18 protein-coding genes are annotated in these 18,770 nt (G+C 69.1%); 12 read left to right on the forward strand and 6 right to left on the reverse strand.

The genetic code is table 11. The features are described 5' to 3' along the window. Positions 1–163: 163 nt before the first annotated feature. From DER72_RS07390 to DER72_RS07405, 4 genes are all read left to right on the forward strand, one after another. Positions 164–1,735, forward strand: coding sequence for a Re/Si-specific NAD(P)(+) transhydrogenase subunit alpha (locus DER72_RS07390; protein WP_110069355.1), 1,572 nt, complete (start codon positions 164–166; stop codon positions 1,733–1,735). Positions 1,736–1,751: 16 nt separating this feature from the next. After that, complete coding sequence (locus tag DER72_RS07395) at positions 1,752–3,197, forward strand: NAD(P)(+) transhydrogenase (Re/Si-specific) subunit beta (protein WP_110069356.1); 1,446 nt, start codon at positions 1,752–1,754, stop codon at positions 3,195–3,197. A gap of 133 nt (positions 3,198–3,330) precedes the next feature. Beyond that, complete coding sequence (locus DER72_RS07400; RefSeq protein ID WP_110069357.1) at positions 3,331–4,398, forward strand: NAD(P)H-dependent glycerol-3-phosphate dehydrogenase; 1,068 nt, start codon at positions 3,331–3,333, stop codon at positions 4,396–4,398. Beyond that, entirely contained in the window at positions 4,391–4,867 is a 477-nt protein-coding gene (locus DER72_RS07405; RefSeq protein ID WP_110069358.1) for a histidine phosphatase family protein, read from the forward strand. Before DER72_RS07400 ends, DER72_RS07405 begins: the two co-directional genes overlap by 8 nt. Here the strand turns inward: DER72_RS07405 and DER72_RS07410 are convergent. Further along, the gene (locus DER72_RS07410; RefSeq protein WP_110069359.1) at positions 4,864–5,811 is read right to left on the reverse strand and encodes an AEC family transporter; all 948 of its coding nucleotides are present in this window, start codon (positions 5,809–5,811) and stop codon (positions 4,864–4,866) included. The genes DER72_RS07405 and DER72_RS07410 overlap by 4 nt on opposite strands. Before the next feature lie 227 nt (positions 5,812–6,038). Here DER72_RS07410 and DER72_RS07415 point away from each other — a divergent pair, with 227 nt between their 5' ends. The 3 genes from DER72_RS07415 to DER72_RS07425 are packed head-to-tail and all read left to right on the forward strand — an operon-like array spanning position 6,039 to position 8,822. Then, positions 6,039–6,845 carry an alpha/beta fold hydrolase gene (locus DER72_RS07415; RefSeq protein WP_110069360.1) on the forward strand — a complete coding sequence of 269 codons (807 nt, stop codon included), beginning with the start codon at positions 6,039–6,041 and terminating at the stop codon, positions 6,843–6,845. Next, a complete protein-coding gene (locus tag DER72_RS07420) occupies positions 6,842–7,696 on the forward strand; it encodes an alpha/beta fold hydrolase (protein WP_110069361.1) in 855 nt (284 codons plus the stop codon). Before DER72_RS07415 ends, DER72_RS07420 begins: the two co-directional genes overlap by 4 nt. 31 nt (positions 7,697–7,727) lie before the next feature. Beyond that, a complete protein-coding gene (locus DER72_RS07425) occupies positions 7,728–8,822 on the forward strand; it encodes a patatin-like phospholipase family protein (RefSeq protein ID WP_110069362.1) in 1,095 nt (364 codons plus the stop codon). A gap of 1 nt (position 8,823) precedes the next feature. On the opposite strand, the gene DER72_RS07430 is transcribed toward DER72_RS07425, so the two are convergent. Continuing rightward, positions 8,824–9,396, reverse strand: coding sequence for a Smr/MutS family protein (locus DER72_RS07430; protein WP_110069363.1), 573 nt, complete (start codon positions 9,394–9,396; stop codon positions 8,824–8,826). Positions 9,397–9,522: 126 nt separating this feature from the next. Between DER72_RS07430 and prmB the strand changes: the two genes are divergently transcribed. The 5 genes from prmB (at position 9,523) to phaC (ending at position 14,616) form a co-directional block, all read left to right on the forward strand. Then, positions 9,523–10,470 (forward strand): 50S ribosomal protein L3 N(5)-glutamine methyltransferase, encoded by a 948-nt coding sequence (prmB, locus tag DER72_RS07435; RefSeq protein WP_110069364.1) that lies wholly within the window; start codon positions 9,523–9,525, stop codon positions 10,468–10,470. A 28-nt stretch (positions 10,471–10,498) separates the two neighbouring features. Continuing rightward, positions 10,499–11,584 carry a chorismate synthase gene (gene aroC, locus DER72_RS07440; RefSeq protein ID WP_110069365.1) on the forward strand — a complete coding sequence of 362 codons (1,086 nt, stop codon included), beginning with the start codon at positions 10,499–10,501 and terminating at the stop codon, positions 11,582–11,584. A gap of 67 nt (positions 11,585–11,651) precedes the next feature. Then, the gene (locus DER72_RS07445) at positions 11,652–12,092 is read left to right on the forward strand and encodes a hypothetical protein (RefSeq protein WP_110069366.1); all 441 of its coding nucleotides are present in this window, start codon (positions 11,652–11,654) and stop codon (positions 12,090–12,092) included. A 119-nt stretch (positions 12,093–12,211) separates the two neighbouring features. After that, positions 12,212–12,640: a phasin family protein gene (locus DER72_RS07450; protein ID WP_110069367.1), complete on the forward strand. Its 429-nt coding sequence runs from the start codon at positions 12,212–12,214 to the stop codon at positions 12,638–12,640. Positions 12,641–12,777: 137 nt separating this feature from the next. After that, complete coding sequence (gene phaC, locus DER72_RS07455; protein ID WP_110069368.1) at positions 12,778–14,616, forward strand: class I poly(R)-hydroxyalkanoic acid synthase; 1,839 nt, start codon at positions 12,778–12,780, stop codon at positions 14,614–14,616. A 109-nt stretch (positions 14,617–14,725) separates the two neighbouring features. On the opposite strand, the gene lnt is transcribed toward phaC, so the two are convergent. Genes lnt through DER72_RS07475 form a run of 4 tightly spaced genes read right to left on the reverse strand, consistent with a single transcriptional unit; the run spans position 14,726 to position 18,711 of the window. Continuing rightward, entirely contained in the window at positions 14,726–16,198 is a 1,473-nt protein-coding gene (gene lnt, locus DER72_RS07460; protein WP_110069369.1) for an apolipoprotein N-acyltransferase, read from the reverse strand. A 52-nt stretch (positions 16,199–16,250) separates the two neighbouring features. Then, complete coding sequence (locus DER72_RS07465) at positions 16,251–17,120, reverse strand: HlyC/CorC family transporter (protein ID WP_110069370.1); 870 nt, start codon at positions 17,118–17,120, stop codon at positions 16,251–16,253. Continuing rightward, positions 17,117–17,629: an rRNA maturation RNase YbeY gene (gene ybeY, locus DER72_RS07470; RefSeq protein WP_110069371.1), complete on the reverse strand. Its 513-nt coding sequence runs from the start codon at positions 17,627–17,629 to the stop codon at positions 17,117–17,119. The genes DER72_RS07465 and ybeY overlap by 4 nt, the downstream gene beginning before the upstream one ends. After that, entirely contained in the window at positions 17,626–18,711 is a 1,086-nt protein-coding gene (locus tag DER72_RS07475) for a PhoH family protein (protein ID WP_110069372.1), read from the reverse strand. The genes ybeY and DER72_RS07475 overlap by 4 nt, the downstream gene beginning before the upstream one ends. Positions 18,712–18,770 lie beyond the last annotated feature (59 nt).

Raw genomic sequence — 18,770 nt, forward strand, 5'->3', positions numbered from 1 at the left:
CGGCGCACCGTGGACGAGACGATGAGCGCGGTCGTTCTGCCCCGGATGCTTGCCTTTTCATCGTCTTCGACGCATTTTCGACGGTTGTGCAATGCGGCATTGTCCGGTATGAATGTCCGGTCTGACCTATGCAAGAATTCAATAACCAACCGGGAGATCCAACGTGAAGATTGGTGCACCCAGGGAGCTCGCCAAGGGCGAGGCGCGCGTGGCGCTGACCCCTGACAGCGCGCAGTTCATCCAGAAGCTTGGACATGACTGCCTGATCGAGAGCGGTGCCGGCGTGGCCGCCGGCTTCGACGACCAGGCCTATCGCGACGCCGGCGTTACCGTGGTTGACGGCGCCGAGGCGCTGTGGGCCGAGGCCGAGGTGGTGATCAAGGTGCGCGAGCCCGAGGAGGCGGAGGTCAAGCGCCTGCGCCAGGGGCAGACCCTGATCAGCTTCTTCTGGCCGGCCCAGAACGAGGAACTGCTGGAGAAGTGCCGTGCCCAGGGTGCCACCGTGGTGGCCATGGACATGGTGCCGCGCATCTCGCGGGCCCAGAAGATGGATGCCCTCTCCTCCATGGCCAACATCGCCGGCTATCGCGCGGTGATCGAGGCGGGCAACAACTTCGGACGCTTCTTCACCGGCCAGGTGACCGCCGCCGGCAAGGTGCCGCCGGCCAGGGTGCTGGTGATCGGCGCCGGAGTGGCAGGGCTTGCCGCCATCGGTACCGCGGTCAGCCTGGGAGCCGTGGTGCGCGCCTTCGACGTGCGGCCTGAGGTGGCCGAGCAGATCGAATCCATGGGCGCCGAGTTCCTGTTCCTCGACTTCGAGGAGAGCCAGGATGGCTCGGCCACCGGCGGCTATGCGGCGCCCTCGAGCCCGGAGTTTCGCGAGAAGCAGCTGGCGTTGTTCCGCGAGCAGGCGCCCGACATCGACATCGTCATCACCACGGCGCTGATCCCGGGCCGCCCGGCCCCCAAGCTGTGGCTCGAGGAGATGGTCGCGGCCATGAAGCCAGGCTCGGTGATTATCGATCTGGCCGCCGAGAAGGGCGGTAACTGCGACCTGACGCGGCCCGACGAGCGCGTGGTCACCGACAACGGCGTGATCGTCATCGGCTACACCGACTTCCCCTCGCGGATGGCGACCCAGGCCTCGCTGCTCTACGCCACCAATATCCGCCACATGCTCACCGACCTGACTCCGGAGAAGGACGGGCAGATCGTTCATGACATGGAGGACGACGTGATCCGCGGCGCCACGGTGACCCACGCCGGCGAGATCACCTTCCCGCCTCCGCCGCCCAAGGTGAAGGCGATCGCCGCGGCGAAGCCCAAGCCCAGGGAGAAGGCGCCCACGCCGGAGGAGAAGCGGGCCGCGGAGCTGGCCACCTTCCGTGAGCAGACCCGCCGCCAGGTGACCCTGCTGGGCGTGGGGGGCGCGCTGATGCTGCTGCTGGGCCAGATCGCCCCGGCCTCCTTCATGCAGCACTTCATCGTCTTCGTGCTGGCCTGCTTCGTCGGCTTCCAGGTGATCTGGAACGTCAGCCACTCGCTGCATACGCCGTTGATGGCGGTCACCAACGCCATCTCCGGGATTATCATCCTTGGCGCCATCCTGCAGATCGGGTCGGGCAGCGGGATCGTCATGCTGCTGGCGGCGATCTCGGTGATGATCGCCACCATTAATATCGTCGGCGGCTTCATGGTCACGCGCCGGATGCTGGCCATGTTCCAGAAATCGTGAACCGCGGAGACAACCCATGCTGAGTCAAGGATTCGTGTCTGCCGCGGCGATCGCGGCAAGTGTGCTCTTCATCCTCTCCCTGGGGGGGCTGAGCAACCAGGAGAAGGCCAAGCGCGCGGTCTGGTACGGCATCGTCGGGATGGCGGTGGCGGTGCTCTTTACCGCACTGGGCCCCGGCATCGGGGCCCACTGGCTGATGCTGCCCCTGATCGCCATCGGCGCGGCGATCGGCTGGGTGGTGGCCAAGCGGGTCGCCATGACCGAGATGCCCCAGCTGGTGGCGGCGCTGCACAGCTTCGTCGGCCTGGCCGCGGTCTTCGTGGCCTGGAACGCCGACCTGGAGCGGCGTCGGGTGCTGGCCGCCCAGGCACTCGATGCCACGCACCAGGAGTTCTCCGCCTTCGCCGCCCTGGTGGCCACCAAGGCCCCGGACGAGCTGACCTTCCTCCAGTTGGAGGTGATCTTCGCCATCTTCATCGGGGCGGTGACCTTCACCGGCTCGGTGATCGCCTTCGGCAAGCTGGCCGGCAAGGTCGACGGCAAGGCGCGCCAGCTGCCCGGTGGGCACCTGCTCAATGCCGGGGCGGCGACCGTCTGCCTGGTGCTGGCCATCGCCTACCTCAACGGTACCGGCTTCTGGACCCTGCTGGCGCTGGCGGCGTTCGCGTTCTTCATCGGCTGGCACCTCATCATGGGCATCGGCGGCGCCGACATGCCGGTGGTGGTGTCGATGCTCAACAGCTACTCGGGCTGGGCGGCGGCGGCCATCGGCTTTACCCTCTCCAACGATCTGCTGATCGTCACCGGGGCCCTGGTCGGCTCCTCGGGTGCCATCCTCTCCTACATCATGTGCAAGGCGATGAACCGCAACTTCGTCAGCGTGATCCTGGGGGGGTTCGGGGGTGGCCAGGTGGGCGCCGCCGCCGAGATCGAGGGCGAGCAGGTGGCCATCGACGCCGCCGGCGTGGCGGCGACCCTCAACAACGCCGACAGCGTGATCATCGTGCCGGGCTACGGCATGGCGGTGGCCCAGGCCCAGAACGCGGTGAGCGAGCTTACGCGCAAGCTGCGTGCGGCGGGCAAGGAGGTGCGCTTCGCCATCCACCCGGTGGCCGGGCGGCTGCCGGGGCACATGAACGTGCTGCTGGCCGAGGCGCGGGTGCCCTACGACATCGTGATGGAGATGGACGAGATCAACGACGACTTCCCCAAGACTGACGTGGCGATCGTTATCGGCTCCAACGACATCGTCAACCCGGCGGCTCAGGAGGACCCCAACAGCCCCATCGCCGGCATGCCGGTGCTGGAGGTGTGGAAGGCCAAGGTGGTGTTCGTCTGCAAGCGTGGCCAGGGCACCGGCTACTCGGGCATCGAGAACCCGCTCTTCTACAAGGAGAACACTCGGATGTTCTACGGCGATGCCCGGGAGAGCATCGATTCGTTGCTGTCGCTGATCGACTAGGGACGATGCGTGGCCACGCCGGCCGCAAGGATCGCCTGCAGGGCCCGAATCGGCTGCCGATTCGGGCCCCTTTTTCGCTACAATCCCCGTTTCATCCACCAACCCGATTTCAATCCAACAGGCGGGGCCGACCATGGCAGAGGAACAGATGAACGTGGCGGTGCTGGGGGGCGGCAGCTTCGGCACCGCACTCGCCAGCATCGCCGCCGACAACGGCGCCAGGGTGCGCCAGTGGCTGCGTGACCCCGAGCTGGCCGAGCAGATCAACCGCGAGCATCGCAATGGCCGCTACCTGCCGGACTATGCCATCAACCCCGCGGTAGTCGCCTCCACCGACATGGCCGAGGTGCTCGACGGGGCCGGCCTGGTGCTGGTGGCGATCCCCTCCAAGGCGTTCCGCGAGGTGGTGCGCCAGGCGCGCCCCCACCTGCATGCCGAGCAGATCCTGGTCAGCACCACCAAGGGCATCCAGGAGGAGGGCTTCAAGCTGATGAGCCAGATCCTCGAGGAGGAGACCGGCTTTCCGCATATCGGGGTGATCTCGGGGCCTAACCTGGCCTCGGAGATCGCCCAGAAGCAGCTCACAGCCACGGTGATCGCCAGCGACGACCCGGAGACCCGCACCCGGGTGCAGACGGCACTCGGCTGCGACTACTTCCGGGTCTATGCCAGCAACGATCGCCATGGCGCCGAACTGGGCGGGGCGCTGAAGAACATCTACGCCATCTCCGCCGGCATGGCCGCCGCACTCGGCATGGGCGAGAATACCCGCAGCATGCTGATGACCCGGGCGCTGGCCGAGATGAGCCGCTTCGCCGTCTATCGGGGCGCCAACCCCATGACCTTCCTGGGGCTGGCCGGGGTCGGCGATCTGATCGTCACCTGCTCCTCGGCCCTGTCACGCAACTACCGCGTCGGCTACGCGCTCGGCGAGGGCAAGACCCTGGACGAGGCGGTGGAGGCCCTGGGCCAGGTGGCCGAGGGGGTCAACACCGTGCGGCTGGTGCGTGACAAGGCGCGCCAGGACAGGGTCTACATGCCGCTCGCCGAGGGGCTCTATCAGGTGCTCTTCAAGGGAGTGCCGGCCAAGGAGATGGCGCGCATGCTGATGCTCGGCGAGCAGAGCAGTGACGTGGAGTTCATTCTCTCCCGGGAGGACGTGCAGCAGGCCCACCGGGAGACCGGAGGCCGGCATGGCTGAACGCCTGCTGATCCTGCGCCACGGCGAGGCGGGGCCCGGCTACCCCGACGCCGAGCGTGCGCTGACCGACTGGGGGCGAGGCGAAGTCGAGCGACTGGCTGCCTGGCTGGCGGGACGCTCCGACCTCGCCGGGCTGCACCTGCTGGCGAGCCCCTACGTCCGCGCCTGGCAGACCGCCGCCATCATCGGCGAGGCGCTGGGCGCAGCGGTGGAGACGCTGCCGATCATCACTCCCGACGACGACCCCGCGGCGGTGGCCGACTGGCTACTTGAGCAGCCCGAGGGGCGGCCGCGGCTGCTGGTGAGCCATATGCCGCTGGTGGGCGCGCTCACCGGGCTGCTGGTGGAGGGTCGCGCCGACCGCGGGCTCGCCTTTCCCACCGCGGCCGTCGCCGAGCTCGAGGCCGGCGTGTGGGCCGCGGGCTGCGCCCGCCTGGTGGGCTTCACCACGCCCTCTGACCTGAGCTAGATCACCCCCGCCACCTTGAGCGCGAAGGCCCCGACGGTGATCGTCAGGCTGGCCATCAGGGTGGTCAGGGCGATGATGTTGGCGCTCAGCACGGCATTGCCCCCCATCGCCTTGGCCATCACAAAGGCCGCGGCCGCGGTGGGGCTGGCGAAGAAGAGGAACATCACCCCCAGCTCGCGCCCCTCGAAGCCGGCAAGCCAAGCCGCGCCGGTGGCCAGTACCGGCACCGTCACCATCTTGAGCAGGCTGGCGCTGGTGGCCAGGCGGCCCGACTCGCGGATGGCGCCCAGCGACAGGGTGGCGCCGATGCAGATCAGCGCCAGCGGCAGGGTCAGGGAGGCGAAGTACTCCCCGGAGGTCATCAGCCAGCCCGGCAGGTGCAGCTCCAGGGCGGCCACCGGGATGGCCACCACCACGGCCAGGATCAGCGGGTTGTGCGCGATGTGCGACAGGATGCTGCGCCAGTCCGCGCTCTGGCCCTCCTGGTAGGTGGCCAGGGCCACCACCGAGAAGGCGTTGTAGGTGAGGATCACCACCCCGAGCAGCAGGCCACCGGCGGAGAGGCCGTAGTCGCCGTACATGCCGCCGGCCAGCGCCAGCCCCACGATGCCGCAGTTGCCGCGGAAGGCGCCCTGGATGTAGACCCCGCGCTCCGCATAGGGCACCCGCAGCCGGGCCCAGCCCCAGCAGAACAGGAAGCTGCCCAGGGTGGCCAGGGCGAAGAACCCCAGCAGTGCCGGGTTGAGGGTCGCGTCCAGGTCGGCCTTGATGATGCTCAGGAAGATCAGGGCGGGCATGGTGCCGCGGAACACCAGTTGGGAGGCGGTGGAGACGAAGGCGGCATCGATCCAGCCGGCGCGCTTGAGGCCCAGGCCGATGAAGACCATGGCGAACACCGGTAGGGTGACCTCGAGGGTCTGGAGGAAGAGGGCGGAGAGCTCCATGCTGGTGGCGCCCTAGCGGGCCAGCCAGAGGCCGACGACGATGGCGGCGAGCACAGTGGCGAAGAACAGGCGGTTGCGCAGGCGGGTATCACGGGGTCGGGTCACGGGGGGCTCCCTGGCGGATTGGCGCCAAATGAGTTAGAACAAGTGTTTGATCAAGGCGCTTCGCCTATCCGCCCGATGGTAAACCCGTTAGTCTGCTATCGCCACGTTGGGACATCCTCGTTATGCCGCTTCCTGCCCACGACACCCTGCTCTTCGCCCACGCCAACGGCTTTCCCGGCTCGAGCTATCGCAGCTTCCTCGGCCCTCTGGCCGAGCGCTTCGATGTGCACCCCCTCGACCGCCTCGGCCACCATCCCGACTTCCCGGTGGGCCACAACTGGCTGGCGCTGCGCGATGAGCTGCTCGAGCAACTGGCCCATCACGAGCAGCCGGTGATTGGCGTGGGCCACTCCATGGGCGGGGTGCTGATGGCCATGGCGGCCGAGGCCGCTCCCGAGCGCTTCCGCTGCGTGGTGATGCTCGACCCGCCGCTGATGCTGGGGCTGGATGCCTGGGCGATGAAGATCGCCAAGCGCCTGGGCTTCGTGGAGCGGGTGACCCCGGCGCGCTATAGCCGCGGGCGACGCACCCTGTGGCCCGACCGCGAAACCATGCGCCATGTGCTGCGTCGTCGCGAACTGTTTCGTCGCTTCACCCCGGAGGCCCTCGACGACTACGTGGAGGGCGGTACCCGCCTGCTCGACGATGGCCGGGCGGTGCTGGTCTATGACCCTCAGGTGGAGGTGGAGGTCTTCCGCCACCTGCCGGACCATCTCGGCGACCTGCCGAGGCGCCTGCGGGTGCCCTTCGCCCTGCTCGCCGGCGAGGACTCCAACCTGCTGACGCCGCGCCGCCGGCGCCGCCTCGCGCGCCATGGGGTGCCGGTGACCCTGGTGCCGGGGGCTCACATGTTCCCCATGGAGCACCCCGAGGAGGCCCGCCGGACCCTGCTCGAGACCCTGGATGCGCTGCTGGAGGCACGGCCATGACCGCTCCCTGTGAGCTGCGGCTGGCCGAGGGCCGCTTGGCGGCCCTGGCCTGGGGCGAGGAACACGCGCCGACCTGGCTGGCCCTGCACGGCTGGCTCGACAACGCGGCCAGCTTCTCGCGGCTGGCACCTGAGCTGGTGGCGCGCCTCGGCATCCGGGTGGTGGCGCTGGACTTCACCGGTCACGGCCACTCGACCCACTCGCCGGGCGACTACGCCCTGTGGGACTACTGCCACGATGTGCTCGACGCCGCCGACGAACTGGGCCTTTCGCGATTCAGCTTGCTGGCCCACTCCATGGGGGCCGGCGTGGCCTGCCTGACCGCGGCGGCCCTGCCGGAGCGCCTCGCGCGCCTGGTGCTGATCGATGGCCTGGGGGCGGTGACCACCGAGGCCGAGCGTGCCCCCGACCAGCTGCGTCGAGGCCTGCTGGCCCACCGGCGCGCACCCTCGCCCGCGCCGCACTATCCTGATGGAAAGGCCGCGTTGGCGGCGCGGGTCGCGGGAGGCGCCACGCCCATCGATGCCGAGACCGCCGCTCCCCTGGTGGAAAGAAATTTGATGGCGCTCCCGGGAGGGCGGGTCGGGCTGCGCACCGACAGCCGCCTGGTCCGGCCGTCGCCGGTGCGCCTCTGCCCGGAACAGGTGATGGCCTGCCTGGGCGCCATCCGCTGCCCGACGCTGCTGGTCGAAGGGGAGGCGGGGATCCTCGGCGAGAGCGAGCGCGCCCGGGCGGCGCGCTCGGCCCTGCCGGGGCTTGTGCGCCGGGTGCTGCCCGGCGGCCACCATCTCCATCTGGAGCCCGCCGCCGTGGGGGTGGTGGCCGAGTCAATCGCGGCGTGGCTCGCATGACGGCCATGCCCCCTGCAGAGGAGCACCAGAGATGAATAATTCGCAGCGCAAGGGTAAGCGGGTAGCCCTGGTACTGGGCAGCGGTGGGGCCCGGGGCTATGCCCATATCGGCGTGATCGAGGAGCTCGAGGCCCGGGGTTACCGGGTGGTGGCCATCTCCGGCTGCTCCATGGGAGCGCTGGTGGGGGGCATCTATGCGGCCGGGCAGCTCAAGGGCTACCGCGACTGGGTGTGCCGGCTCTCCTACTTCGACGTGCTCAAGCTGGTGGACGTCACCTGGAGCCCCATGGGAGCCATGCGCGCCAGCAAGGTGATGGAGAAGCTGGAGTCCCTGGTCGGCGACGTGCGGATCGAGGAGCTGCCGATTCCCGTCACCACCGTGGCCACCGACCTGACGCGCCAGCGCGAGGTGTGGTTCCAGAGCGGGCCGCTGCTGGAGGCGATCCGCGCCTCCATTGCTGTGCCCGGGGTGATCACGCCGGTGCACCGCGGCGACCGGGTGCTGGTGGATGGTGGCCTGCTCAATCCGCTGCCGATCATCCCTATCGTCTCGGCCCACGCCGACTTCGTGATGGCGGTCAACGTCACCGCCCACAGCCCGCGCCCGGTGACCCTCGAAGAGCTGCTGCCGCCGGACCAGGCGGCCAGGGAGAGGGCCCGCGAAGAGGCCCGGGATGCCGGCGGCATCGACTTCGGCGGCTGGGTCGACGAGGTGCGCAGCGCCGCCGGCCGCTGGCTCGATGGCCTGGGGGCGGGCGGCGGCAGTGCCGATGGAGAGGAGAGCGACCAGAGCGTGGCGGGGCTGCGCCGCCGCCAGTGGGGCCGGCTGGACATGGTGCTGGCCTCCTTCGATATCACCCAGGCGGCGCTGGCCAAGTACAAGGTGGCCGGCTATCCACCGGACGTGCTGATCGAGGTGCCCAAGACGGTGTGCGGCGCCTACGAGTTCCACCGCGCCGAGGCGCTGATCATGCTGGGGCGCCACCTGGCGGTGGAGGCGCTGGATCGCTACGAGGGGTACCGCCATCCGGGCTTCGGGGGACGCGGCATCGTGGTGGACCCGGTCCAGCCCGGTCTCATCTCCCCGGAGTCCCTGGGCGCGCCCAAGCCGGACGGGCGCGAATGAGTCAGGCCTCGCCGCGGCGGCGCAGCAGCACGTAGACGGCGCCGGTGCCGCCATCGGCCTCGACGGCGGAGCAGAAGGCCAGCACGGCTGGCCATTCGCGCAGCCAGGCGTTCACGTGGCTCTTGATCACCGGGTAGTCGCTGGTGGTTCCCCAGGCCTTGCCGTGCACCACCAGCACGCAGCGGCGTCGCTCGGCGCTGGCCTCGCGCAGGAACGCCTCGAGCTCGGCACGGGCCTCCTCCAGGGTGTAGCCGTGCAGGTCGAGCCCCGCTTCCCAGGCCAGCTGGCCGCGCTTGAGCCGCTGGCGGGTGCGCCAGGGCAGGTCGGGCAGGGCGAACTCCAGATACTCCGAGGGGCGCACGGCCTCGACCCGTCCGTCGGAGGTGCGTCCGCTGCCGCCGGCCTCGCTCGCGGCCTGGGCGGCGGCGCGGCGCTCGGCCGCCGCGGGATCCTCGCGCCGCGCCCGGCCGGGGTCGGCACGGTTGGTGCGCAGGCGGCGTACCCCGGCCTCGTGTAGCGCCTGGCGGAAGGCGCTGATCTCGTCGTCGTCCGGGCGGTGGCGGTCTCGGCTCATGGCGGTGGGGGGCCAGTCGGGAAAGTGAAGGGGACCCAGTATAACCAGCGTGGCGTGGCTGTGAACCGCCCCGGCGGTTACAATCGGCCTCCTTGCCCGATTCGCCCGACAACGACAGGATGCCCCGTGGCCGCCCGCAACGACTCCACCTCGACCCTGACGCTTCCCGACACCGAGCTGCGCGACGGCCTGATTACCCTGCGCGACTGCCTGCGCTGGGCGGCCAGCGAGTTCCACCTGGCCGGGCTCTTCTACGGCCACGGCACCGACTCCCCCTGGGACGAGGCGGTGGCGCTGACCCTGGGCGCCCTGCACCTGCCCTGGAGCGTCGACCCGGCGGTGCTCGACGCTCGCCTGCTGCCCATGGAGCGCGCGCGCATCGTGGCCCTGGTGCGCAGCCGCATCACCACGCGCCGCCCGCTGCCCTACCTGCTGGGCGAAGCCTTCTTCGCCGGTTACCCCTTCGACGTGGACGAGCGGGTGCTGATCCCTCGCTCGCCCATCGCCGAACTGATCGAGGAAGGCTTCGCCGCCTGGTTCCCCGACGAGCCGCCGGCCCGGGTGCTGGATCTCTGCACCGGCTCCGGCTGCATCGGTATCGCCGTCGCCCTGCACCTGCCCACCTGCGAGGTAGACCTCGGCGACATCAGCGAGGAGGCCCTGGCGGTGGCCCGCCAGAACATCACTCGCCATGACGTGGGCGAGCGGGTGCGTGCGGTGCACTCCGATCTCTTCGCGGCGCTGCCGGGCCGCTACGACCTGATCATCTCCAACCCGCCCTACGTGGATGCGCGCGACCTGGCCACCATGCCCGCCGAGTTCCGCCACGAGCCGGCCCTGGCCCTGGGGGCCGGGGCCGACGGCCTGGAGATCGTGCGGCGCATCCTGCGCGAGGCCCGCGAGCACCTCACCGAGCGCGGCGTGCTGATCGTCGAGGTTGGCAACTCCGACCACCACCTGGAGGCCGCCTTCCCCGAGGTGCCCTTCCTGTGGCTCGACTTCGAGCGCGGCGGCCAGGGGGTCTTCGCCCTGACCGCCGATGAACTCGACGCCCATGCGGCGTCCTTCGCCTGATTCCCGATCCCTTCGAGGAGGAGCGCCCATGTCCGGCAACACCTTCGGCAAGCTGTTCACCGTCACCACCTTCGGCGAGAGCCATGGACCCGCGCTCGGCGCCATCGTCGATGGCTGCCCGCCGGGGCTGCCGCTCACCGAGGAGGACCTGCAGCGCGACCTGGACCGCCGCCGCCCCGGCACCTCGCGCCACACCACCCAGCGTCGCGAGCCCGACCGGGTGAAGATCCTCTCCGGGGTCTTCGAGGGGGTCACCACCGGCACCGCGATCGGCCTGCTGATCGAGAACACCGACCAGCGCTCCAAGGACTACGGCAACATCAAGGACCAGTTCCGGCCGGCCCACGCCGACTACAGCTACCATCACAAGTACGGCTTGCGCGACTACCGCGGCGGCGGGCGCTCCAGCGCCCGGGAGACTGCCATGCGGGTCGCCGCCGGGGCCATCGCCAAGAAGTACCTTGCCAGTCGAGGCATTGCCGTTCGCGGCTACATGAGCCAGCTCGGCCCCATCGCCATCGACTTCAAGCAGTGGGAGGCGGTGGACGCCAATCCCTTCTTCTGTCCCGACCCCGACCGCGTGCCGGAGCTCGAGGCCTACATGGACCAGCTGCGCCGCGACCAGGATTCGGTGGGGGCCAGGATCACCCTGGTCGCCGAGGGGGTGCCGCCGGGCCTCGGCGAGCCGGTGTTCGATCGCCTCGACGCCGAACTCGCCCACGGCCTGATGAGCATCAACGCGGTAAAGGGGGTGGAGATCGGCGACGGCTTCGCCTCGGTGAGCCAGCGGGGCAGCGAGCACCGCGACGAGATGACCCCGGAGGGCTTTCTCTCCAACCACGCCGGCGGGGTGCTCGGCGGCATCTCCAGCGGCCAGGCCATCGTCGCCCACCTGGCGCTCAAGCCGACCTCCAGCATCACCACGCCCGGCCGCAGCATCGATGTCCACGGCAACCCCGTGGAGGTGGTCACCAAGGGGCGTCATGACCCCTGCGTCGGCATTCGCGCCACCCCCATCGCCGAGGCGATGATGGCGCTGACCCTGATGGACCACCTGCTGCGCCATCGCGCCCAGAACGCCGAGGTGCGGGTGGCGACCCCGGTGCTGCGTTGAGGGGGGCTCCGCCTGGCCGGGTGCGGACTGCTACACTGCCAGGCATCACCACCGCAAGGGCAATGCCATGAAGATCAATGTCGAGTTCGACCTGACCCCCGAGGAGTTTCGCCAGTCGCTGGGCCTGCCCGACGTGGCGGTCTTCCAGCAGCAGCTGATGGAGCAGATCCGAAAGCAGATGGAGTCCGGGGTGGAGGGTTACGATCCCATGAGCCTGATGCAGCCCTTCCTGCAGCAGTCGGGGCTGGGGCAGGGGCTGACCCAGGGGCTCTCCCAGGGCCTATCTCAGGGGCTCTCCAACTTCGGCAGCTACCAGCAGATGATGCTCGATATGCTCAAGCAGGCCGGCCAGAGTGCCGCCCAGAGCAAGTCCGAGGCGGCCAGCGACGCTCCGCCAGATGGCGCTGCCTCCTCTGCGTCCCGCGCGGCAGACAAGGCCGATGGCACCGGAAGCGCGGCGAAGAAAACACCCGCCAGCGCCCGCTCGCGGGCCAAGCGCGAGAGCTGATCTCACTCGCCTTCGCCTTTCATCGTCTTGCAACCTGGGGCGTGGCAGACTAGGCTTTGTGCAGTGCAACATGCCGGGCGCCTCGCCCGCCATCCGTCACCGATCCGGGAGACCACCTCATGCAGGACAACAAGATGATCGACGCCTTCAACGAGCAGACCCGTCAGTTCTTCGAGCCGATGCGCAAGCTCAACTCCCTGATGCTGAACAACATGGAGAAGCTGACCCAGTACCAGATGGAGTCCATGAAGCGCTACAGCCAGCTCGGCACCGAGCGCCTGCGTGACGCCAGCGAGGTCAGCGACGCCGACTCCATGCAGGCCTTCAGCGCCCGCCAGGCCGAGATGATGAAACAGCTCTCCCAGCAGATGCTCGAGGATGCCAAGGCGCTCTCCGAGATGAGCCTGGCGTTCAAAGCCGAGCTCGAGAAGCTCTTCGCTGAGCAGGCCAAGCTGGCCGAGCAGGTGGCCACTAAGACCACGGACGGCGAGAAGGCGAAGGCCGAGCCGGCCAAGGCCGCCTCCACCCGTGGTGCCAGCAAGAGCTGAGACACCGTTGCCCGGCAGGCAACTCGCGGCGCGCCCAGACACGCCGCTGAACAACCCGCCCCCCGTCCATCACGGGTGGCGGATTGAGCTATTTGCAGCCGGCACCGCGACGGTGGCCGGCGCGTCAGGAGGGGTCAATGCAGCCAGGGGTTGAAGCACCGACACAGGCCGAGCTGGAGGCGTGGAACGCCCAGCTCCAGCAGATCGGCGAGGAGTATCGCGCCCTGATGGGCGACCTGCTGGAGCGCATGGTGCCCAGCGATGCCGCCGACTCCGTCTACAGCGATATGCGGGAGAGCTTCCAGGCGGCGGCCGAGTCGCTGATGAGCAACCCTCCCCTGCTGTGGCAGACCCAGGCCCGGCTGATGCAGGACCAGTTCCAGCTCTGGCAGAACGGCCTGCGCGCCATGGCCGGCGAGCCGGTGGAGCCGCTGGTGACGCCGGCCAAGGGCGATCGTCGCTTCACTGACGAGGCCTGGACCAGCAACCCCTATTATCTGGCGCTCATGCAGCAGTACCTGCTCTTCTCGCGCATGGTCGAGGAGCTGATCGACGGCCTAGAGCTGCCGGCCGACCAGAAGCAGCGCCTGGGCTTCTATGCGCGCCAGCTGGTCAACGCCATGGCGCCCACCAACTTCGTCACCACCAATCCCGAAGTGATGCGCCGCACCATAGAGAGCCGCGGCCAGAACCTGGTGGACGGCCTGGCGCGGCTGCGCCAGGACCTGGCCAACTCCGTCGAGGGGCTCAACGTCACCATGACCGACCGCAGCGCCTTCGAGGTCGGCAGGAACATCGCCGTGACCCCCGGCTCGGTGGTCTACGAGAACGAGCTGATCCAGCTGATCCAGTACGCGCCGACCACCGAGAAGGTGTTCAAGACGCCGCTGCTGATCGTGCCGCCGTGGATCAACAAGTACTACATCCTCGACCTGCGCGAGGACAACTCCCTGGTCAAGTGGCTGGTGGGGCAGGGCCACACGGTGTTCCTGATCTCCTGGCGCAACCCGGGCCCCGAGCAGCGCGACCTGACCTGGGCCGACTACATGCAGCTAGGCCCCATCGCCTCCATGGAGGCGATCGAGCAGGCCACCGGGGAGAAGTCAGTCAACCTGCTGAGCTACTGCGTGGGCGGCACCCTTGCCGCCTCCACAGTGGCCTACCTGACCAGCACCCGTCGCGGCCGCAAGGTGAAGTCGGTCACCTACATGACCACCCTGCTGGACTTCCGTGACCCGGGCGAGATTGGCGTCTTCCTCTCCGAGCCGGTGCTCCAGGGCATCGAGGCCAAGATGGCGCGGGATGGCTACCTGGACGGTCGCGTCATGGCCTTCAGCTTCAGCCTGCTGCGCGAGAACGATCTGTTCTGGTCGTTCTACATCAGCAACTACCTGAAGGGGGAGGTGCCGGCGCCCTTCGACCTGCTCTACTGGAACACCGACGGCACCAACCTGCCGGCCGGTACCCATGGCTGGTACCTGCGCCACTTCTACCTGGAAAATCGCCTGGTGCAGCCGGGGGGCATCGAGCTGGACGGCGTCAAGATCGACCTGCGCAAGATCTCCACCCCCAGCTACTTCCTCTCCACCCGGGAGGATCATATCGCCAAGTGGAACAGCACCTACTACGGCGCGCTGCTGCCCAAGGGGCCGGTCAAGTTCGTGCTGGGGGGCTCCGGCCATATTGCGGGGGTGGTCAATCCGCCCCACAAGAACAAGTATGGCTACTGGACCAACGATGCTTTGCCCGAGACCCACGAGGAGTGGCTGGCCGGCGCCGAGCAGCATGAAGGCTCCTGGTGGCCCCACTGGCAGGCGTGGATGACCGAGAACGGCTACGCCGATGCCGAGAAGATGGTGCCGGCCCGTCAGCCGGGCGATGGCGAGCTCGATATCCTCGAGCCGGCCCCCGGCCGCTACGTCAAGATGACCATCCCCGAGGTGCTCGGCGAAGTCCCGGCGGCGACGACATCCTGAGCGTCACGCCCTAGCCGATAAGTGGTAAATAAGTGGTAACGAAGAAGCGCCCAGCCGAGTCATCGGCTGGGCGCTTCTCGTTGGAGGCATCGCCCGGTGACTGGGGCTCCTACGGGGTGGGACGGCGGCGCAGCCTCAGGCTGGGCAGCACCAGCAGCGCGGCCAGCAGCCAGGTGGGCCAGCTGCCGGTGCGGGTGAAGGGGGTGAGGCCCGCCATGGGGCGCACCTCGCCGGTGATGCTGGTCATCTCGAACTGGGGCGCGCGGGCGGTGATGCGGCCCATCGGGTCGACGATCACGGTCACCCCGTTGCTGGTGGCGCGCACCAGGTAGCGGCCGTTCTCGAGCGCGCGCAGGCGCGCCATCTGCAGGTGCTGCAGGGGGCCGATGGACTCGCCGAACCAGGTGTCGTTGGAGACCGTCATCAGCAGGGCGCTGTCCCGGGCGCGCTCGGCCACCAGGTCGGCATAGATGATCTCGTAGCAGATGGCGTTGCCGATGGTGGTGCCGGCGGCGACCATCGGCGCCTGGCCCGAGGGTCCAGGGGTCATGGCGGGCATCGGCAGGTCGAAGAAGGCGATGGTGCCACGCAGCAGGCTCTCCAGGGGGAGGTACTCGCCGAAGGGCACCAGATGCTCCTTGCGGTACTCTCCCTCGGCGTTGCCGAGGCCGATCACGCTGTTGAAGTAGCGCCCTTCGGCGTCGCGCTGCAGGATGCCGGTGAGCAGGGCGGTGTCGGGGGAGAGGTTGGACTGTACCCGCTCGAGAATCGGCCGCGCCTGGTCCTCGAACATCGGCAGCGCCGCCTCAGGCCAGACGATCAGGTCGAGGTCGTCGGGCTGGGTGCGGGTCAGCTCGGCGTAGATGTTGGCCGCCTCGCGCTGGCCCTCCGGTGTCCACTTGATCAGCTGGTCCAGGTTGCCCTGCAGCAGGGCGACCCGCAGCGGCTCGCCGGCGGGCTGGGTCCACTGGGTCGGCAGCGCCAGGGGGATGAGCCACAGGGCGGCCACCGGGGCCGCGGCCCACCAGCGCCGCGCCAGGAACTCCACCAGCAGGGTGCCGGTGAGGGCGGTGATCAGCGACAGCAGGTAGACGCCGCCGACGGGCGCCCAGGGGGCCAGCGGCGAGTCCACGTGGGCGGAGCCCAGCAGCAGCCAGGGAAAGCCGGTGAAGAGCCATGTCCTGAGCCACTCGCCCAGCACCCAGGCGCCGGCAAACGCCAGGAAGGCCAGCCGCGGCCCGGTGAGGCGCCGGTAGAGCCACAGGGTCACCGCCAGGAACAGCGCCATGCTGGCCACGAACAGCGCGGTGAGAAACACCGCCAGGGGCACGCCGGTGTAGCCGTAGTCGTGGATCGAGACATAGACCCAGGAGGCGCCGGAGCCGAACAGGCCGAGGCCATAGCACCAGCCGCGCAGGGCGGCTTGGCCGGGGGTGAGCGCCTGGATGCCCAGGTAGACCAGGCCCACCGCGACCGGGCCGAGCCACCACAGCTCGAAGGGCGAGGCGGTGAGGGTGGTGAGGACCCCGGCGGCCAGTGCCAGCAGGCAGCCGAGAAGCGGAGAGAGGCGAAGCTCAGACATGGTGACCGTCCGTGTTGGGGGCTGAATCAAGGGGGTGACGGGCAGCGGGGCCTCAGGCGTCGTCCTGCCCGCTGCAGGGCTCCGCCTCCAGCAGGCGGATGCGGCGGTTGTCGGCGTTGAGCACGGTGAAGCGCCAGCCGCCGATCTCGGTGTGCTCGCCGCGCCCGGGCAGGTGGCCGAAGCGCTGCATCACGAGCCCCCCGAGGGTGTCGAACTCCTCGTCGGAGAAGCGGGTGGCGAAGCGCTCGTTGAAGTCCTCGATGGGGGTCAGGGCGCGGATGGCGTAGCGCCCCTCTCCCAGTGCGCGGATATCCTCCTCCTCGTCGGCGTCGTGCTCGTCCTCGATCTCGCCGACGATCTCCTCGAGGATATCCTCGATGGTGACGATGCCCGCGGTGCCGCCGTACTCGTCCACCACGATGGCCATGTGGTTGTGGGTGTCCTGGAACTCCTTGAGCAGGCTGTTGAGGCGCTTGGACTCCGGCACGAAGAGCGCCGTGCGCACCACCTCCTCGAGCCGGAAGGGGCGGCCATTCTGCTGGCCGCCCTGGAGCAGCGGGAGCAGGTCCTTGGCCAGCAGGATGCCCTTGACCTCGTCGAGGTTCTCGCCGATCACCGGGTAGCGGGAGTGGCCGGCCTCGAGGATGATCGGCAGGTACTCCTCCAGGGGCTGGTCGAGGCCGATGGCGGTTACCTGGGAGCGGGGGATCAGCACCTCGCGCACCTGCTGGTCGCTGATCTTCAGGGCGCCCTCGATGATCATCATGGCGTCCTGCTCGAGCTTCAGGCGGCTGGCGGCCTGGCGCAGGAAGGCGAGCAACTCGTCACGGGAACTGGGCTCGTCGCTGTCGCTGGAAAGCGCGCTGAAGAGCTTTTCCAGCCAGGATCGGCTGCCCTGGCCGCTCGTTCGGTCTTCGCTCATGGGTCGGGTCTCTCGTCCTCGGTCGCTGCGTCGTCGCGGGCGCTACCGCCCGCGTCTCGGTAGGGGTCGTCGATGCCCAGCTCGGCGAGGATCTCGCGCTCGAGCTGCTCCATCGCTTCGGCCTCGTCATCCTCGAGGTGGTCATAGCCGAGCAGATGGAGGGTGCCATGCACCACCATATGAGCGTAGTGATCGCGCAGGGCCTTGTCCTGCTCGCTGGCCTCGGCGGCCACCACCGGGTGGCAGATCACCAGGTCGCCCAGCAGCGGCAGCGCCACGCCCGGCGGGCACTCGAAGGGGAAGGAGAGCACGTTGGTGGGGCGATCCTTCCCGCGGTAGTCGCGGTTGAGCGCGCGGCTCTCCTCGGCGTCCACCAGGCGCAACGTCAGCTCGCTGTCGGCGTCGACCTCATGGCGAGCGAGCACCGCCGCCACCCAGGCCTCGAGCTCGGCCTGGCCGGGGAGCCCCTCGGCCGCGACGGCCTGCTGGCGGTCGACCCGCAGGCTCATGGCTCGCCACGCTCGCGGTCGAGGCGCTCCTGTCGCTCGAGACGCAGCGCCTCGCGCTCCTGCTCCCGGGCCTGCTTGCGGGCGCGCTCGGCGACCTCCTGCTCGGCCTCGTAGTGGTCGTAGGCCTCGATGATGCGCTGCACCAGGGGGTGGCGCACCACGTCCTTGGCGGCGAAGTGGGTGGTGCCGATCCCCGGCGTGCCCTTGAGCACCTCCAGCACCTGGATCAGCCCCGAGGTCTGGCCGCGGGGCAGGTCGACCTGGGTCACGTCGCCGGTGATCACCGCGGTGGAGCCGAAGCCGATGCGGGTCAGGAACATCTTCATCTGCTCGCGGGTGGTGTTCTGGCTCTCGTCGAGGATGATGAAGGCGTTGTTGAGGGTGCGCCCGCGCATGTAGGCCAGCGGCGCGATCTCGATCACCTGGCGCTCGATCAGCTTGGCCACCTGCTCGAAGCCGATCATCTCGTAGAGGGCGTCGTAGAGGGGGCGCAGGTAGGGATCGATCTTCTGGGCCAGATCGCCGGGCAGGAAGCCGAGCTTCTCGCCGGCCTCCACCGCCGGGCGCACCAGCAGGATGCGACGTACCTCCTGCTGGTTGAGCGCCTCCACCGCGGCGGCCACGGCCAGGTAGGTCTTGCCGGTGCCGGCCGGCCCGATGCCGAAGTTGATGTCGTGGGCGCGAATGCTCTGCACGTAGGCCTGCTGGTTGAGGCCTCGCGGCTTGATCAGGGTGCGCGGGGTGCGCAGCAGCACCTCGCCGTCGGCCGCGCCACCTTCCTCCTCCTCCAGCGCCTCGAGGCCGGACTCCTGCAGGAAGAGATGCACGGTGTCGGGCTCCAGGTCGCTGGCCTCGGTCTCGCGGTAGAGGTGTTCGAGCAGGTTGGCGGCGGCCTTGACCCGGTGGATTGGGCCCGCCAGCTGGAAGATGTTGCCGCGGTTGCGCAGGGTGATGCCGAGGCGCGCCTCCACCAGCTTGAGGTGCTCGTCGCGCTGGCCGCACAGGTTGGCCAGGCGGCGGGGGTCATTGGGCTCGAGATTGAGGGTGATGATGCGATTGGCCGGGGAGGATGGCTGGCTCAAGACTGGCGGATCCCGTGGAAGTTGGATTTAGGGCAGCTTACTGCCCCGGCGCATGCCGG

This window comes from Halomonas sp. A11-A, assembly GCF_003182195.1.
GTDB classification, from domain to species: Bacteria; Pseudomonadota; Gammaproteobacteria; order Pseudomonadales; family Halomonadaceae; genus Halomonas; species Halomonas alkalicola.

What these genes read in the sequence shown, in the direction of transcription:
- phaC (WP_110069368.1), top strand. Translation starts at nt 12,778, where the DNA reads ATGCAGCCAGGGGTTGAAGCACCGACACAGGCCGAGCTGGAGGCGTGG.
- DER72_RS07420 (WP_110069361.1), top strand. Translation starts at nt 6,842, where the DNA reads ATGACCGCTCCCTGTGAGCTGCGGCTGGCCGAGGGCCGCTTGGCGGCC.
- aroC (WP_110069365.1), top strand. Translation starts at nt 10,499, where the DNA reads ATGTCCGGCAACACCTTCGGCAAGCTGTTCACCGTCACCACCTTCGGC.
- DER72_RS07465 (WP_110069370.1), bottom strand. Translation starts at nt 17,120, where the DNA reads ATGAGCGAAGACCGAACGAGCGGCCAGGGCAGCCGATCCTGGCTGGAA.
- DER72_RS07410 (WP_110069359.1), bottom strand. Translation starts at nt 5,811, where the DNA reads ATGGAGCTCTCCGCCCTCTTCCTCCAGACCCTCGAGGTCACCCTACCG.
- DER72_RS07415 (WP_110069360.1), top strand. Translation starts at nt 6,039, where the DNA reads ATGCCGCTTCCTGCCCACGACACCCTGCTCTTCGCCCACGCCAACGGC.
- DER72_RS07430 (WP_110069363.1), bottom strand. Translation starts at nt 9,396, where the DNA reads ATGAGCCGAGACCGCCACCGCCCGGACGACGACGAGATCAGCGCCTTC.
- lnt (WP_110069369.1), bottom strand. Translation starts at nt 16,198, where the DNA reads ATGTCTGAGCTTCGCCTCTCTCCGCTTCTCGGCTGCCTGCTGGCACTG.
- DER72_RS07450 (WP_110069367.1), top strand. Translation starts at nt 12,212, where the DNA reads ATGCAGGACAACAAGATGATCGACGCCTTCAACGAGCAGACCCGTCAG.
- DER72_RS07445 (WP_110069366.1), top strand. Translation starts at nt 11,652, where the DNA reads ATGAAGATCAATGTCGAGTTCGACCTGACCCCCGAGGAGTTTCGCCAG.
- ybeY (WP_110069371.1), bottom strand. Translation starts at nt 17,629, where the DNA reads ATGAGCCTGCGGGTCGACCGCCAGCAGGCCGTCGCGGCCGAGGGGCTC.
- DER72_RS07405 (WP_110069358.1), top strand. Translation starts at nt 4,391, where the DNA reads ATGGCTGAACGCCTGCTGATCCTGCGCCACGGCGAGGCGGGGCCCGGC.
- DER72_RS07395 (WP_110069356.1), top strand. Translation starts at nt 1,752, where the DNA reads ATGCTGAGTCAAGGATTCGTGTCTGCCGCGGCGATCGCGGCAAGTGTG.
- DER72_RS07400 (WP_110069357.1), top strand. Translation starts at nt 3,331, where the DNA reads ATGGCAGAGGAACAGATGAACGTGGCGGTGCTGGGGGGCGGCAGCTTC.
- DER72_RS07425 (WP_110069362.1), top strand. Translation starts at nt 7,728, where the DNA reads ATGAATAATTCGCAGCGCAAGGGTAAGCGGGTAGCCCTGGTACTGGGC.